The organism is Streptomyces sp. H51, from assembly GCF_035656535.1.
Classification (GTDB): Bacteria; Actinomycetota; Actinomycetes; order Streptomycetales; family Streptomycetaceae; genus Streptomyces.
Genome location: NZ_JAYMHD010000067.1, coordinates 25,578 through 43,548 on the forward strand (window position 1 = coordinate 25,578; position 17,971 = coordinate 43,548).

Genomic DNA, 17,971 nt, shown 5'->3' on the forward strand with positions numbered 1-17,971 from the left:
GGCCGACAAGCCATTTGCGGGTGGCCGACCGACAACCTGTGCAGGCGACGGTACGGACGTGGGCACCGCACGAGTGGAACGCGCGTAGAGCGACGGCGCTGAGAGGGAATCCGCACTGTTGACACCCGCATCGGGCGCCCCCGATATTGAGCCGTCAATTCTTCTGTGGATGACGGCGGCTCGGGGAGGACTTCATGCGAAAGAGCGGACGATCCGCACGATACACCAAGCGCCGGGACAGCCGGACGACCCTGATGCCGGTGTCCGCCACCGGCGCCTCCGCCGCCCGTCGCACCTGGTACGGGGCACACCTCCCCCGCCGCTGAGCCGATCGGCAGCGGTGCCCGCACCGCCACGGCCGAGGCCGTCACCGCGTCAGCACCCCACTGCCGTACCCGGCCACGCAGGTCGGGGCCGGCCGGTATTCCGCGCGTTCGCCGCCGTTCCCTCTCGACGCGGCGCGTCACGAGTGCCGACGCCGTTTCCGGTGGCCCCCGTACAACACCGAACCGGGTTGCCGCCGCGCCCACCGGCCCGGACTGAACCAGCGCCAAAGGAACTCGCCGGCTCACGGCGAGAAGCTCAACGTTCGTCCAGTGCAGAGCTATGGAGGGAGTGCCGCGTGTCCCCATCACAGCCCGACGAGAAGTCCCAGGCGCCCGTCGACGAACAGGTCATTTCCCAGCAGCCGCATCTGATCCCCGTCAGATCCTTGGCGGCGGCCGACTCTCCACGGCTGGCCGGAGAGATCGAGGAGCACGCGAGGACGCTGGCCGAGTCGCAGGCCGTTCTGCCGCCCATCGTCGTGCACCGCCCCACCATGCGGGTCGTCGACGGCATGCACCGGCTGCGGGCGGCCGTGCTGCGCGGCGACGAGTCGATAGAGGTCCGGTTCGTCGAGGGCACCGCGGAGGACGCCTTCGTCCTCGCCGTCAAACTCAACGCCGAACACGGGATGCCGCTGTCCCGGCAGGACCGGGTGGCCGCGGCCCTGCGCATCATGGAGAGCCATCCGGTCTGGTCCGACCGGCGGATAGCCGCGGTCACCGGCCTGTCCCCCGGCGCGGTGGGGTCGCTTCGCGCCCGAGCCGGAGGCACCCCTCAACTCACCCTCCGTATCGGCCGGGACGGCCGCAAACGGCCGGTCGACGGAGCGGCCGGACGGCTGGCCGCCAGCCGGGTCATCGCCGAGACCCCGGACGCCTCGCTGCGGGAGATCGCGAGCAGGGCGGGCATCGCCGTGGCCACCGCACGGGACGTGCGCAGACGGATGCGCCTGGGGCAGGACCCGGTGACGCCGAAGCTCCGGCCGACCGGCCTTGACACCACCGAGAAGGTCCCCGAGCGGTCCGACGCCTCCGCGTCGACGCCGTCGCCGTTCGGCTGGAAGAACATGCTGTCCAGCATGCGCCGGGATCCCTCGCTGCGGATGTCGCAGATCGGCCGCACCCTGCTGCAACTGCTGGGCGCCCACCTGCTCACCGCGGAGCAGCGACAGGACCTCATCGGCGCCATCCCGGCGCACCGCGCCGCCGACGTGGCGCAGATGGCCCGGTTCTGCGCCGCCCGGTGGCTGCAGTTCGCCGAGGACGTCGAGGGCAGTGCCCCGGCCGCCCGGGGCGGAGCCGGCGAGCAGCACGTGCGGCCGCTCTCCTCCAATGCCTGAGCGGTCGGCACCGGCCTCCGCCCTGCCCCGGTCCGCCGGCCGCGGCAGCACACCTGGAACGCCCCCGCGCACCACATACGACAAGGGAACCCCGGATGACCGATCCGTTCGATGATCAGCAGGCTCGTTGTCTCGTGCTCGTCGACGCGGAGGGCCGGCACTCGCTCTGGCCCGCCGACGCCGCCGTGCCCGCCGGGTGGAGCGTGGCGCACCCGGCGGCGGAGCGTCAGGAGTGCCTGGAGCACATCCGGAGAACCTGGACCGATCTGCGGCCCAGATCCCTGGTCACCGCGCTCGGCCGGGACTGACGCCGAACCCGGCCGGGTGCGCGGCGGTGCGCGGCGGTACCCGCGCGCCCGCTGCCCGGCCGCGGGCGCGGCCGCCGTACGGAATATTTCGTTTCACCCGCCAGGATCACGTCGACGATCTTCTGCATGCCGGAAGTCCTCCGCATGCGGGAAGTCACCTTCGATCGGGGAGAAATGAGCGGCTGATCGCCGTGATGTCTGTCCCGGGATCGCGCGGCCGGAAGGCGGGGCCCGCCCGCCATTCATGCTGCACGCGGCGAGCACACGAGTCCAGGAAGCCCGGTCCGGTCGGTCACCGCCGCGTGTTCAACTGTTCGGGACGGTCGGTTGAACACGCTCGGCTTTCGGCCGAACAGCCTTGCGGCTGAGGTTTCTTGACGAGGCGTGTGTGCTCATGGATGCTGGCTTGCCGAGCGGGGGAATGGTGGCTGAAACAACACCAGACCGGCGATTTTGAATTTGGCGACCGCCCGCACCGGCTGTTGTCCGGCCGGGCCGGAGCGGACGTCCTCCGCAGGGAATACAAGGATCAATTCCACCTGCAGGGCGATTTGTTGCAGCTTCCCGCGACGGCTATTTCATGGACGCCCAGTGTGAGAGGTAGGTCTGATGCCGGGTCGCGATTCCGAATCGCTTGTCGACCATTTCCGGGTGACCTTCGGCGAGCATCCGCAGCACCGGACCTTCCGGTTCCTCGTGGACGGTGAGGGCGAGCCGCACTGCCTGACCGACGCCGAGGTGGACCTGCGGGCGCGCACCATCGCCGCCGTGCTCCGCGAGCGGCACCGCGCGGGAGAACGGGCGCTGATCCTGTGCCCGGCCGGGCTGGACTACATGGTGTCCTTCTTCGCCTGTCTCTACGCCGGCATCATCGCCGTGCCCGCCTACCCGCCGGACCCGGCCTTCCTCAAGCGGACCCTGCCGCGACTGGTCGGCGTCATCGAGGACGCCGAGCCGGTGGTGGTCCTCGCCCCGGCGAGGACCGTCGCCCTGGCCGGCTCCTTCCAGGAACACGCACCGGCCCTGCGGGACCTCGCCTGGCTCGCGGTGGACGACCTGGACACCGCGGCGGCCGACGGATGGCGGCACCCCGGGACCCGCCGGGACGACATCGCCTTCCTGCAGTACACCTCCGGCTCCACCAGCCGGCCCAAGGGCGTGATGGTCAGTCACGGCAACCTGCTGCACAACCTCGACGCCATGTACGGCCGGTTCTTCTCCCACGACCCCCGCCAGCACGTGGTCAGCTGGCTTCCGCCCTTCCACGACATGGGGCTGATCTTCAGCCTGCTGACCCCCGCGTACGCGGGGTTCCCCGTCACCTTCATGGCGCCGTACTCCTTCCTCAAGCGGCCCTTCCGCTGGCTGAAGGCAATGTCGGACACCGGGGCGACGGCCAGCGCCGCCCCCAACTTCGCCTACGGCCTCGCGGTGGCCAAGGTGACCGCGCGGGAGCGCGAGACCCTGGACCTGAGCCGGTGGCGGGTCGCGGTCAACGGTGCGGAACCGGTGCGGCTGCAGACCCTGGAACGCTTCACCGCCGCCTTCTCCGGCTGCGGGTTCCGGGCCACGACCCACCAGCCCTCCTACGGCCTGGCCGAGGGCACCTTGATGGTCTCCACCGGCGGCCTGGACGGCGACCCCGTATGGCGCGGCCTCGCGCCGGACGCTCTCGCGGCGGGCCGGGCCGAGGACGCCGCGCCGGGCGCACCCTCCCTGAGAGTGCCGGGTTGCGGCACCTCGCTGTTCGACCAGCGGCTGGCGATCGTGGACCCGCAGACCCGCACCGCCCTGCCCGACGGCCGGGTGGGCGAGATCTGGGTGGCCGGGCCGAGCGTCGCCCACGGGTACTGGCGCAGGGGCCCGGAGACCGAGGAGATCTTCCGGGCCCGTCTGGCCGACACCGGGGAGGGCCCCTTCCTGCGCACCGGCGACCTCGGCTTCACCGACGGCCCGGAGCTGTACGTCACCGGCCGGCGCAAGGACGTCGTCATCGTCGCCGGCCGCAACCACTACCCGCACGACATCGAGCGCACCGTGGAGGCGGTGGACGGCGGACTGCGGCAGGACTGCGGAGTGGCGGGTTCCCGCGAGATCGACGGCGAGGAACGTCTGATCGTCGTCCAGGAGTACCGCGGCAGCAAGGACCCCGCGGAACACCGGCGGGTCATCCTCGCGATCCGGGAGGCGGTCGCCCGGGAGCACGGGCTGCAGGCGTACGCCGTCGCCCTCGTACGGCCCGGCACGGTGCCGAAGACCACCAGCGGCAAGCTTCAGCGCGCCGCCTGCCTGGACGGCTTCATGAGCGACAGCCTCAAGGCGGTGGCCGTCTGGCGCCACGACCGGGACGGCGCCGTGCCCGGCCTGCCCGACGGTGGCGTCCCCTCCGGCGCTCCCGTCCTGGCGGGGGCCCAGGAGATCGAGGAATGGCTGCGGGAAGCGCTGGCCGAGGCGACCGGCAGCCGGCCCGAAGCCGTCGACCCGACCGTGCCGCTGGCCGCGTACGGCCTGCAGTCGGTGCAGATGGTCACACTGGCCGGTGATCTCGAACGCCGCCTCGGCCGACCGGTGGCGGCCACCGTCGTGTGGGAACAGCCCACCGTGGAGAAGCTCGCCAGGCACCTGGCCGGCGAGACGGCCACCGCCACCGCGGCGGCCCCCGGTCCCGCCGCCGACGGCACACCCGGTACCCCCGCCGCCCCCGGTACGCCCGCCCTCCCCGGCGACACCGGTGCGGCGATCGCCGCCCGGCTCCGGCCGTCGGCCCCTGCCGCGGTGCCCGGCACGCGGCCGGCGGCGGCCGAGCCCGTGGCCGTCATCGGCATCGGCTGCCGTTTCCCGGGCGGTGCGGACGGGCCGAAGACCTTCTGGCAGCTGCTGCGCGAGGGACGCGACGCGATCACGGAGGTGCCCGAAGAGCGGTGGAGGAGCGAGGACTTCACCGCCGAGGACCCCAAGGCCCCCGGCCGGACGGACAGCCGCTGGGGCGGCTTCCTCGACGGCGTCGACCTGTTCGATCCCGGGTTCTTCGGCATCGCGCGTCAGGAAGCCGCCCGCATGGACCCGCAACAGCGGCTGCTCGCGGAGGTCGCCTTCGAGGCGCTGGAGGACGCGGGACTGCCCACCGACCGGCTGGCCGGCTCGCCCACCGGCGTCTTCGTCGGCGTCTCCAGCTTCGACTACGCCACCCGCCAGCTGCACGACCTGGAGGCCATCGACGCCTACACCGGCACCGGCAGCGCGCTCAGCATCGCCGCGAACCGCCTGTCGTACCTGCTGGACCTGCACGGCCCCAGCATCGCCGTCGACACCGCGTGCTCCTCCTCGCTGGTCGCGGTCCTCCAGGCCGCCGCGAGTCTGGAGCGCGGCGACTGCGAGCTGGCGCTGGCCGGCGGAGTGAACCTGGTGCTGTCCCCGGCGCTGGCCATCAACTTCAGCAAGGCGGGCGTGATGTCCGCCGACGGGCGGTGCAAACCCTTCGACGCCGCCGCCGACGGTTACGTCCGGTCCGAGGGCGCCGGGGTCGTCGTCCTCAAACCGCTCGGCCGGGCGCTCGCGGACGGCGACCGGATCTACGCCGTGATCCGCGGCGGCGCGATCAACTCCGACGGCGCCAGCAACGGCCTCATGGCCCCCAACCCGCAGGCGCAGGAGGCGGTCCTGCGCGCCGCGTACGCCCGGGCGGGGGTGCGTCCGGCGGACGTCGGCTACGTCGAGGCGCACGGTACCGGCACCGCCCTCGGCGACCCGATCGAGACCAAGGCGCTCGGCGCCGTGCTCGGCGAGGGCCGCGACCCGGCCCGGCCGTGCCTGATCGGTTCGGTGAAGTCCAACCTCGGGCACATGGAGTCGGCGGCCGGTATCGGCGGCCTGATCAAGACCGCCCTGGTCCTGCACCACCGCGCCGTGCCGCCGACGGTGCACTACCGGCAGCCCAACCCGCACATCCCCTTCGACACGCTGCCGCTGCGGGTGGCGGACGCCCTTCTGCCGTGGCCCGCCGACGACGGCCGCCCCGCCCTGGCGGGCGTCAGCTCGTTCGGCTTCGGCGGAACCAACGCACACCTGGTGCTCGAAGCGGCCCCGCCCGCCGCCCCCGTCACCGCCCCGACCGGACCCGGCGAAGCGGTGCTGCTGCCCCTGTCCGCCCGCACCGGGCAGGCGCTGCGGGATCTGGCCGCACGCCACGAGTCCCTGCTGAGCACCGCCGGCCCCGGCCTCAGCCCCGGGGTCCTCGCCTCGGCGGCCGCCCTGCGCCGCACCCACCACGAGCACCGGCTGGCCTGCACGGCCACCACCCTGGACGAACTGCGCGCCGGGCTGGCCGCCTTCGCCCGCGGCGAGCAGACCCCCGGGCTCACCTCCGGCATCCGGCGCGTGGGCCGTCGGCACCGGCCGGTGTTCGTCTTCTCCGGTCAAGGCCCCCGCTGGTGGCCGGTCGCCGCGGACCTGCTCACCGGCGAGCCCGTGTTCCACGCCGCCGTCGAGCGCGCCGACGCGCTGCTGCGCCGGCACACCGACTGGTCACTCCTCGAGGAGCTCACCGCCGATCCGGACCGGTCCCGGCTGCTGGACACCGCGGTAGGCCAGCCCGCGCTGGTCGCCGTCCAGACCGCCCTGGCCGCGCTGTGGCGGTCCTGGGGCGTGGAACCGGCCGCCGTGGTCGGGCACAGCGTCGGCGAGATCGCCGCGGCCCATGTCGCGGGCGCGTTGTCCCTGGAGGACGCCCTCGTCGTCGCGTTGCACCGCGGCACCGTGCTGCGCGCCGCCGCCGGCAAGGGCCGTATGGCCGTGGTCGGTGTCCCGCCGGACGAGGCGGAGCGGCTGCTCGCCGGGCGCAGGCCCGGACCGGTGTGGGTGGCGGCGGCCAACAGCCCCGGTTCCACCGTGCTGTCCGGCGAGGCGGCGGCCCTCACGGAGCTGGCCGGCGCCCTGGAGGCCGAAGGCGTCTACTGCCGGGTCCTGGAATCCGTCGAGTTCGCCTCGCACTGCCCGTTGATGGAGCCCGTCGCGGGCGAGCTGTGGCGGCTGCTGGCCGGGCTGACGCCGCGTGCGTCCGCCGTCCCGATGCTCTCCACGGTCACCGGCGAGCCGGTCCCGGGCGATGCGCTCGACGCGGAGTACTGGGCCGCCAACCTCACCCGGCCGGTGCTGTTCGACCGCGCCGTCACCGCACTCGCCGAGGCCGGGCACGACGTGTTCCTGGAGCTCTCGCCGCACCCGATGCTCACCGACGCGCTGACCGAGCGGCTCTCCGCGTACGACGAGACGCTCGCCGTGTCCTCGCTGCGCCGTGACGAGCCGGGCCGGTCCGCCGTGCTGGCCGCCCTCGGCCGGCTCTACAGCGCCGGATTCCAGGTGGACTGGACCCGCGTGTACGAACCGCCCGGTCCCGTCGTCGCCCTGCCGACCTACCCCTGGCAGCGCACCCGCTGCTGGTTCGCGGACGGCACCGCCGTACGCCGCACCGCAAGGGACGGCCATCCCGTGCTGCGCTCCCATGTGCGCTCCGCGGTCGCACCGCACGCCGACCACTGGTCCGCGCCCGTGGACCTGGAGGGCTTCGGCTACCTGAAGGACCACCAGGTCGCCGGGGGCGCCGTGCTGCCGGCGAGCCTGGTGCTGGACGCCGTACTCGCCGCCGCCCGTACCCGGCTCGGCCCGGCCGCGGCCGTCACCGACCTGCACCTGACCCGGCTGACCTCGGTGCCGGACCGCTGCACCCGGGACACCGTGCAACTGGTCCTGCTTCCCGAGACCGCCGAGACCGGCTCGCTGCGCCTGTTCACCCGCGGCGGTGAGGACGACGAGTGGGCGGAGGCGGCTCACGGCTCCTACCGCCGCGCCGCCACCCGGTCCGGCGCCGACCCGCTGGCCGAGCTGCGCGCCCGCTGCACGGACGCCGTCGGGGCCGGTGACCACTACGCCGCCATGCACCGCTCCGGACTGTCGTACGGCCCGGCGTTCCAGGGAGTCGGCGAACTGTGGCGGGGCTCCGGCGAGGCTCTCGCCCGACTGCGCGACCGGGCGGAGCTGACCGACGACCGCGGCGCCCACCTGGTCCACCCGGCCGTCCTGGACAGCGCCCTGCAGGCACTGGGCGCGGCCCTCGGCGGCGCCCACGGGCCGTCCCCGGACGCCACGTACCTGCCGGTGCGGGTGGACGGCTTCACCCTCTTCACCGGCCGTGCCGCGCCCCGCTGGGCGCACGCGTCGGTCGCCGCGCCGCAGCCGGACGCCGACGAGATCACCGACGCCGCGGTGGTGCTGTACGACGACTCGGGCGACGTCGTCGGCGAGCTGACCGGGGTCGCCCTGCGCCGGGTGAACCGTACCGACGCCGGGGGTCCGGCGGCCCGGGACCTGTACCGGATCGACTGGGAAGAGGCCGGCACGGAGCCGGTCACCGCGCCCCGGCCGGGACGGTGGCTGCTGTTCGCCGACCGCGGCGGCGTCGCCGGGGACATCGAGGCCGCTCTCACCGCCCGCGGGGGCATCTGTGTGACCGTCACCGCCGGGCCCGCGGACCGCGGGACGGGACCCGGCCGCCACGAGATCGACCCCGAGCGCCCGGACGGCCTCGCCGCCCTGCTGTCCGGCCTGGACGGGCCCGTCCCGGACGGCATCGTGGACGCCCGGGCCCTGGACCTCGGCCTCGCCGAGGACGCCACCCCCGAGGATCTCCTCTCCGTGCACGACGCCGCCTGCGTCCCCGTGCTCCGCCTGGTCCAGGAACTCGCCGCCGCCCAGCCGGAGCCGGCGCCCCGCCTGGTGCTGCTGACCCGGGGTGCCCAGCAGGCCGCCGACGGCGACCGGCCGGCCGTCGCCCAGTCGCCGCTGTGGGGTCTGGCCCGGGTCGTCGGGCTGGAGCACGGCGAACTGCGGCCTCTGATCGTCGACCTCGACCCGGCCCGCCCGCACGGTGAGGCCGACCGGATCGTGGACGAGATGCTGCGCCCCGGTGACGACGACCAGGTCGCCCTGCGCGCCGCGGGGCGCCGCACCCCGGCGCTGCGGCCCTGGACGGACGGCGGCACCGGCGGGCAGCCGGTGCGCCGCTGGCCCTTCGACCCCGCCCGCGACGGCAACCACCGCCTCCTGGCCGCGCGTCCGGGCCTGCTGACCAGTCTTCGGTCCACCGTGTGGCACCGCGTCCCGCCCGGCCCGGGCCAGGTGGAGATCGAGGTGGCCGCGGCCGGCGTCAACTTCAGCGACGTGCTCAAGGCGATGAACGCCTACCCGGGCGCCGAGGGGATCGTGCCGCTGGGCGCCGAGTGCGCGGGCCGGATCAGCGCCGTGGGCCAGGGAGTGACCCGGTTCCGGGTCGGCGACCCGGTGCTGGCGGTCGGAGCGAACGGCATGGCGGCCTTCACCACCGTCGGCAGCGGCCTGGTCGCCCCGCTGCCGCCGGGCCTGAGCCCCGAACAGGCCGCCGGCGTGCCCATCGCGTTCCTCACCGCGGTCCACGCCCTGGAGCGGCTGGCCCGCGTCCGCAAGGGCGAGAAGGTGCTCGTCCACTCCGCGACCGGCGGAGTCGGCCTCGCCGCGCTGCAGGTCGCCCGGCGCAACGGGGCCCTGGTCCTCGCCACCGCCGGCACCGAGGAGAAACGGGACCTGCTGCGCATGCTCGGCGTCGAGCACGTGATGGACTCCCGCTCCCTGGCCTTCGCCGACGAGGTGCTGCGGACCACCGACGGACGCGGCGTCGACGTGGTGCTCAACTCGACCACGGGTGAGGCTCTGGTCCGCAGCATGCGGTTGCTGGCACCCGGTGGACGGTTCGTGGAACTCGGCAAACGGGACATCCACGACGACAGCCACATCGGCCTGGGCCTGTTCAAGGACAACCGGGCGTTCTTCGCCGTCGACCTGGAGCGCACCGTCCACGAGGAGGACGGCCTCATCGCCGAACTCCTCCAGGACATCGGCCGGGGCTTCGAGCGGGGGGAGTTCACCGCGCTGCCGGTGACCGTCCACCCGTACGCCGAAGCCGCGTCCGTCTTCGCGACGATGGCCAGGGCCCGGCACATCGGCAAGCTCGTGCTCCGGCCCGCCGCGCGCGAACCGGTCACCACGGGCCCGGAACAGGCCCCCGTGCGGCCCGACGCGACCTACCTGATCACCGGCGGTCTGGGCGCCCTCGGCCTGGAGACCGCCCGCTATCTGGTCGCGCAGGGTGCCCGGCACCTGGTGCTGGCCGGCCGCAGCGCCCCCTCGCCCGAGGCCGAACAGGCCCTGGCCGGGCTGCGCTCCTCGGCGCAGGTGGACACCGTCCGCGCCGACCTGTCCCGGCGCGACGCCGTCGAGGACGTCCTGGCCCGGATCGACGCCACGATGCCGCCGCTCGCCGGTGTCGTGCACGCCGCCGGCGTCCTGGACGACGGGCTGCTCACCGGACTCGACGGGGACCGGTTCCGCGCCGTCGCCGGCCCGAAGTCCGTCGCCGCCTGGCATCTGCACCGCGCCACCGCCGAACGCGACCTGGACTTCTTCGTCCTGTACTCCTCCGCCGCCGCGGTGCTCGGCTCGCCCGGCCAGGGCAACTACGCCGCCGCGAGCGCCTTCGTCGACGCCCTCGCCCACCACCGCAGGTCCCGCGGCCTGCCCGCGCTCAGCATCGACTGGGGCCCCTGGGCGGAGATCGGCCTGGCCGCCCGGCCCGACCGCGGCGGCGCCCTGTCCGCCCGCGGTGTCGGGAGCATCGACCCCGGACAGGGCATCGCCACCCTCGACCTGCTGCTGCGCGGCTCCGCGACCCAGGTCTGCGTCCTGCCGCTGAACCGCGACAAGCGGGCCGGCCGCATCGGCGGGGGCATGCTGCGCACCCTGATCGACGGCCCCGGGGCCGCGGCCGGCCCGCAGGGACCGGACGAGGTACGGCGCCGGATGCTCGCGGTGGAACCGGGGCGCCGCCGCAGGGCGGTGCTGCTGGAGCACTGCCGTGCCCTGGCGGCCCGCGTGGTGGGTGCCGAGCCGGCCGCGATCGACACCAGCGCCCCGTTCACCGCGCTGGGCTTCGACTCGCTGCTCTCCCTGGAGCTGCGTACGGGCCTCGAAACCTCTCTCGGCGTGTCGCTGCCCTCCACCGTCACCTGGCGGTTCCCGTCCCTCGACCGGCTGGTGCCCTTCCTGGCCGAGCGCATGGAGATCGACCTGGAGGCGGCCCCGGCCGCACCCGGACCGCGGGAGCAGCACCCGCCCGCACCCGCCGCCCCGGCGGCCGTCGGCGACGACGGGCCGCCCGACCTCGACACGATGTCGGCCGCCGAACTCGAAGCCCTGCTGCTGGCCAGGACGAACCAGATCGACGAAGGGGCCCAGCGATGACCGGACCAGGACAGGGCGGCGTTTCGGCCGACACCCTCAAGCGCGCCTATCTCACCATGGAGCGGCTGCAGCGCCGGATCGAGGAGTACGAACGCTCCAGGAGCGAACCGATCGCCATCGTGGGTGTCGGCTGCCGCTTCCCCGGCGGAGTGACCGACACCGACACCTACTGGCAGTTGCTCACCAGCGGCGTCGACGCCGTCCGGGACATCCCGGCGGACCGCTGGGACAACGAGGCCTTCTACCACGAGGAGCGCGGCGGGCCGGGCGTGATCAACACCCGTTCCGGCGGATTCCTGGACCGCATCGACCGGTTCGACCACGACTTCTTCGGCATCTCCCGGCGCGAGGCACTGGCCATGGACCCCCACCAGCGGCTGACGCTGGAAGTGGCCTGGGAGGCGTTGGAGAACGCCGGTCAGGCACCCTCCGGCCTGGCCGGCAGCCGCACCGGCGTGTTCATGGGCGTGGCCACCTCGGACTACATCACCGCCCACGTCCGCCGTGCCGAGGACGTCAGCGCCTACACCAGTTCGGGCGCCGCGCTCAGCTTCATACCCGGCCGCATCGCCTACCTCCTGGACCTGCGGGGCCCCAACCTCGCCGTCGACACCGCCTGTTCCTCGTCCCTGGTCGCGGTGCACCAGGCGTGCCAGAGCCTGCGCAGCGGGGAGAGCGACCTGGCGCTGGCCGGCGGCGTCAACGTGGTGCTGTCCCCGGTGCTGCTCCTCTCGCAGTCGCAGTTCGGGTCGGTGTCCCGGAAGGGGCGCGCGATGACCTTCTCCGACGACGCGGACGGCTATGTGCGCGGTGAGGGGTGCGGTGTCGTCGTCCTCAAACGGCTCTCCGACGCGGTGCGCGACGGCGACCGGGTGCTGGCCCTGGTCCGCGGGGGCGCGGTCAACCAGGACGGCCGCAGCTCCGGCATCACCGCCCCCAACGGAGCGGCCCAGCGCGAGGTGTACCGGGCCGCCCTCGCCGCCGGCGGCGTCGAGCCGCACCAGGTCGCCTACATCGAGACGCACGGCACCGGCACCCGGCTCGGCGACCCGATCGAGGCCGAATCGCTCGCCGACGTCTACGGGCGGCCCGAGGGCAGCCCCGTCCATCTCGGCGCCGTCAAGACCAACTTCGGCCATCTGGAGGCCGCGGCCGGCGCCGCCGGGCTCATCAAGGCCGCGCTGTGCCTGGCCCACGGCGAGATCCCGCCCAACCTGCACTTCACCCGGCTGAACTCGAACATCTCCTTCGAGGGCACGACCTTCCGGGTGCCCACCCGGGTCACGCCCTGGCCCGACTCGGACGGACCGCGCTTCGCGGCGGTGAGCAGCTTCGGACTCAGCGGCACCAACGCGCACCTGATCCTCGAACAGGCCCGGCCGGCGCCCGCCCCCACCCGCGACGAGCGCCGCCCCGCGTCGGTCCTCGCGCTGTCGGCCAGGAGCGAGACCGCCCTGGCCGGCCTCGCGCGCCGCTACCGGGACCGGCTGCGCGCGGCGGACGACGCCCTGCTGGCCGACCTGTGCCACACCGCCGCCACCGGCCGCTCGCACTTCCGGCACCGGCTCGCGGCCGTGGGCGCCACCCGTGAGGAGGTCGCCGCCCGGCTGGACGCGTTCCTAGACGGCGCCGCCGACCCGGGACTCGCCCACGACGAGGCCGGGAACACCGAGGTCGCCTTCCTCTTCACCGGCCAGGGTGCCCAGCGTCCGGGCATGGCGGCCGGCCTGTACCGGACCCAGCCCACCTTCCGCCGGGCCGTCGACACCTGTGCCGAGATCCTCCAGCCGCTGCTGGACCAGCCGCTGCTGTCCGTGCTGTTCCCGGCCGACCCCGAGGACGGCCGGGTCAACGACACCGCGTACGCCCAGCCCGCCACCTTCGCCGTGGAGTACGCGATGGCGCAGCTGTGGCGGTCCTGGGGCGTGGAACCGGCCGCGGTCCTCGGCCACAGCTTCGGGGAGTGCGTGGCCGCCTGTGTGGCGGGCGCGATGTCGCTGGAGGACGGCCTGGCGTTCACCGTGGACCGGGCCCGCATCATCCAGGAGTTCTCCAAGCCCGGCACCATGGCCGCGGTGCTCGCCCCCGAGGCCGAGGTGGCCGCCCGGATCGCCGACGACCTCGACCGGATCTCCATCGCCGCCGTGAACGGCCCGGCCAACACCACCATCTCCGGGGAGCGGGGACTGGTGGAGGAGGTGTGCGCCGAGTTCGCCGCCCGCGGTGTCACCACCAAGGTGCTGCACATCGCCTCGGCGGGCCACTCACCGCTCATGGACCCGGTGCTCGACCCGCTGCGCGAGGCCGCGCGGAAGATCGCCTTCAGGGCCCCGGCCGTCCCGCTGGTCTCCAATGTGACCGGGGAGCTGTGGCCCTGGGACCGGGCGCCCGACGCCGACCACTGGTGTCGGCACGTCCGGCAGACCGTGCGGTTCTCCGACGGCGTGCGGACCCTGCACGACCTGGGGTACCGGGCCTTCCTGGAAGTCGGCCCCGCCCCCACGCTGCTCGGACTGGTCAGCGCCGCGCTGCCGCCCGACCATGACGACCTCCTGCTGCCCAGCCTGCGTCCGAAGACCGACGACTGGGAGGTCCTGCTGCCGACCGTCGCGGCCCTGTACACGAGCGGCGCAGCGATCGACTGGGCCGGTTTCGACCGGGACTACACGCGCACCAGGACGGCCCTGCCCACCTATCCCTTCGACCCCACCGAGTGCTGGCAGCCGCCCCGGCCGTGGCACGATGCCTCCCCCTCCCCCGCCGACGCCGACGGCAACGAGGAGGAGACCGCCCCCACCGAGCGGCGCCAGGAGGACGCGCCCCCGGTCCGGCGTCGCGGCAGGCGCCGGCAGAGCCCGATCCCCACCGCCGAGGAGCTGCTGGAGCTGCCCGGCCAGGACCGGCTCGCGACGCTCACCGAGGGATTCGTGCAGGTCGTCCGGGGCGTGCTCGGCTCGGTGTCGGCCTCCGTGGACCTGGACGAGCCGCTGACCCACCTCGGCCTGGACTCGCTGATGGCCGTGGAGCTGCGCAACGACATCCAGAGCCGGCTCCACGTCACCCTGCAGGTGTCCGACTTCCTCGGCGGGTCCACCCTGCGCTCCGTGGCGGAACGCGTCATCGTCCAGCTCACCGTCGGCGGCGACACCCCGTCGGCCCAGGACGGCGCGCCCGCCCAGGACGGCGCGTCCGCCCGGGCCGGCACAGGTGCGCGATCCGCGCCCATCCGCCGCCGGCGGCGCCGCACCGACGACAGCGCCGCCGAGGTGCTGGCGGGCCTGGGCGACCCCGTGACCGGCGAGGAACGGCCGGCCACGAAGGGAGGGGACCAGCCGTGAACGACGACCTCGAAATGCGGCTGGCCGCCCTGTCACCGGAGCAACGGGCCCGTTTCGACGCGCTGATGGCCGAGCGGAAGGCCGAGGACACCTTCCCGCTGTCCGTGCTGCAACGCGGGACCTGGTTCCTCGAACAGCTCCGGCCGCGCAACCCCGGCTACATCGTGCCCGGCGCCGCCCGGATCGTCGGGCCGCTGGACGCGGACGTGCTGCGCGCCGCGGTCGCCGAGATCGTGCGGCGCCACGAGGCACTGCGCACCACCTTCCGGGTCGAGGACGGCGTCCCGGTCCAGGTCGTGCACCCCGACCTGACCGTGGACATCCCCGAGACCGACCTGCGGGGCGAGGGTTTCACCGCCGCCGAGCGACAGCGCCGCATCGACGCGGAACTCGCCGTGCCGTTCGACATCACCACCGGACCGCTGCTGCGGGTGAGCCTTCTGCGCACCGGCGCCGACGAGTCGGTGCTCGTGACCGCCATGCACCATCTGGTCTCCGACCGCTGGTCCACCGCGGTGTTCCTGTCCGAACTGTCGGAGCTGTACGAGACGTTCGCCGCCGGCCGGCCTTCTTCGCTGCCCGAACTGGAGATCCAGTACGGCGACTTCTCCGACTGGCAGCACCGGCAGCTGTCCGAGGGCGCCTGGGACGAGGACCTGAAGTACTGGCGCAAGCACCTCGACGGCGTCCCCTCGGCGCTCGACCTGCCCACCGACAGGCCCCGCCCGGCCGTGCAGGGCTTCAACGGCGGCTCCGTCCCCGTCGAGCTGCCCGCGCCGCTGATGCGCGAGCTGGGCGCGCTGGCCGGCCGGCACGGCGCGACCCCGTACATGGCGCTGCTCGCCGTCCTGCAGATCCTGCTGCACCGCCACAGCGGCCGGCACGACATCGTCGTCGGCGTGCCCGTCGCACAGCGGGACCGCACCGAACTCGAACCGCTGATCGGGTACTTCGTCAACACCCTGGCGATCAGGACCGACCTGGGCGGCAACCCGTCGTTCAGCACCGTGCTGGCCCGGGTCCGCGACGCCTGTCTGGGCGCCTACGCACACCAGGACGTGCCCTTCGAACTCGTCGTGGCGGCACTGAACACACCCCGCGACCTCAGCCGTCCCCCGCTCGCCCAGATCAGCTTCAGCTACGGCCGCGAGCCCGTGCCGCCCCGGGCGCTGGGCGGCGCGCACCTGAGCCGACTGCCGGTGCGCAGCGAGGGCGCCCGCTTCGACCTGGAACTCCAGGCGTTCGACAGCGGCGGGGCCCTCACGGGCTGGTTCGAGTACGACCGGGACCTGTTCGACGAGGCCACCGTCGTCCGGCTGGCCGCCCGCTTCCACCGGCTGGCCGGGCAGGCCGCCGCCCGGCCGGACACCCCGGTGGACGACTTCGAGCTGCTGGACGACGCCGAGCGGCACCAGGTCCTCACCGAATGGAACGCCACCGAACGCGACTGGGGCCGGGCCGGCTTGGTCCACGAGTGCTTCGAGGAGCGGGCGCGCCGCCACCCGGACGCCGAAGCGGTCCGGTTCGCCGGCGAGTCGCTGACCTACGACGAGCTCAACCGCCGCGCCAACCGGCTCGCGCACCTGCTGCGCCGCCACGGCGTCGGGCCGGACGCCGTCGTCGGCGTGGCCGTGGAACGCTCCCTCGACCTGGTGGTCAGCCTGCTGGCGGTGCTCAAGGCCGGCGGGGCGTACACGCCGCTGGACCCCGACCTGCCGGCCGCACGTCTGGCGGCCATCGCCGAGGACGCCCGCCCCCCGCTGGTGCTCACCCACGGCTCGGTGCCGGACCGGCTGCCGCCGCTGGAGTGTCCGGTGCTCCGCGTCGACGGCCTGGCCGCCGAACTGGCCGCGGAACCCGACGACGACCCCCAGGTGGCGGTGGACGGCGAGAACCTGGCGTACGTCATCTTCACCTCGGGCTCGACCGGCCGGCCCAAGGGAGTGATGAACGTCCACGCCGCCCTGCGCAACCGGCTGCTGTGGATGCAGGACGCCTACCGCCTGGACGCCTCCGACCGGGTGCTGCAGAAGACGCCGTTCTCCTTCGACGTCTCGGTGTGGGAGTTCTTCTGGCCGCTGATGACCGGCGCCACCCTGGTCGTCGCCCGTCCCGGCGGCCACCGCGACAGCGGCTACCTGGCCCGGACCGTCCAGGACGAGGGCGTCACGACCCTGCACTTCGTTCCCTCCATGCTCCAGGTCTTCCTCACCGAACCGGTGGAGAAGTGCACCAGCCTGCGCCGGGTGATCTGCAGCGGCGAGGAGCTGACCCGCGACCTGCACGACCGGTTCCTGGCCCGCTCCGAGGCCCAGCTGCACAACCTGTACGGGCCCACCGAGGCCGCCATCGACGTCACCTCCTGGCACTGCCGCCCGGACGGCGGCGACCGGCGGCCCGTCCCCATCGGCCGCCCCATCGCCAACACCCGGCTCCATGTGCTCGACCGCCGGCTGCGCCCGGTGCCCGTCGGAGTGCCCGGCGAACTCCACATCGGCGGCCGGGGTCTGGCCCGCGGCTACCTCAACCGCCCGGACCTGACCGCCGAACGGTTCATCGACGACCCGTTCGTCCCCGGCGAGCGCCTCTACCGCACCGGCGACCTGGCACGGTACCGGAGCGACGGCGCCCTGGAGTTCGTCGGCCGCCTGGACCACCAGATCAAGCTGCGCGGGCTGCGCATCGAGCTGGGCGAGATCGAAGCGGTGCTGACGGCACACGGGACGGTCCGGGAGGCCGTGGTCGTCGCCCGGGAGCACGCCCCCGGCGACGTCCGGCTCGCGGCGTACGTGACCTGCGCGGGCGACACCGTGCCGGCGGCCGGGGAACTGGCCGCCCATCTGCGGCTGCGGCTGCCGGAGTACATGGTGCCGGCCTCCTTCACCGTCCTGGAGCGGCTGCCGCTGACCCCCAGCGGCAAGACCGACCGCAAGGCCCTCCCGCCGCCCCGGACCGACCGGCCCGGACCGGAGTCCGGGTTCGTCGCGCCGGGCGACGAGACGGAACACGCCCTCGCCGGGATCTGGCGTGACCTGCTGGGCGTGGAGCGCGTCGGCACCCGCGACAGCTTCTTCGACCTCGGCGGGCACTCGCTGCTCATGGCCGAGTTCCGGACCGTCCTCGCCGCCTCGCTCGGCCACGAGCTGACCATGGTCGAGTTGTTCCAGCACCCCACGGTGGGGTCGCTGGCCGAGTACCTCGGCAGGGGACGAACCGCCGAGGCGGACTCCCCCGACGGCGCCCGACAGCGCGCCGAGAACCGTCGTCAGTCCCGCAAACGGCGGCAACAAGCGGCCGGACGCCGGGCTCTTCCCCGCGAGGACAGGTGATCA

At 74.0% G+C, this 17,971-nt stretch carries 5 protein-coding genes; all 5 read left to right on the top strand.

All coding sequences use genetic code 11. The features are described from left to right. Nucleotides 1-622 precede the first annotated feature (622 nt). The 5 genes from VKA29_RS23580 to VKA29_RS23600 all read left to right on the top strand — a co-directional run bounded on the left by VKA29_RS23580 (nt 623) and on the right by VKA29_RS23600 (nt 17,968). Entirely contained in the window at nt 623-1,666 is a 1,044-nt protein-coding gene (locus VKA29_RS23580; RefSeq protein ID WP_324787951.1) for a ParB/RepB/Spo0J family partition protein, read from the top strand. 95 nt (nt 1,667-1,761) lie between these two features. After that, nucleotides 1,762-1,974, top strand: coding sequence for an MbtH family protein (locus tag VKA29_RS23585; protein WP_324787952.1), 213 nt, complete (start codon nt 1,762-1,764; stop codon nt 1,972-1,974). A gap of 651 nt (nt 1,975-2,625) precedes the next feature. Beyond that, nucleotides 2,626-11,301 carry an SDR family NAD(P)-dependent oxidoreductase gene (locus VKA29_RS23590; protein ID WP_324787953.1) on the top strand — a complete coding sequence of 2,892 codons (8,676 nt, stop codon included), beginning with the start codon at nt 2,626-2,628 and terminating at the stop codon, nt 11,299-11,301. Next, nucleotides 11,298-14,639, top strand: coding sequence for a type I polyketide synthase (locus VKA29_RS23595; RefSeq protein ID WP_324787954.1), 3,342 nt, complete (start codon nt 11,298-11,300; stop codon nt 14,637-14,639). The genes VKA29_RS23590 and VKA29_RS23595 overlap by 4 nt, the downstream gene beginning before the upstream one ends. Then, complete coding sequence (locus tag VKA29_RS23600) at nt 14,636-17,968, top strand: amino acid adenylation domain-containing protein (protein WP_324787955.1); 3,333 nt, start codon at nt 14,636-14,638, stop codon at nt 17,966-17,968. Before VKA29_RS23595 ends, VKA29_RS23600 begins: the two co-directional genes overlap by 4 nt. Nucleotides 17,969-17,971: the final 3 nt, after the last annotated feature.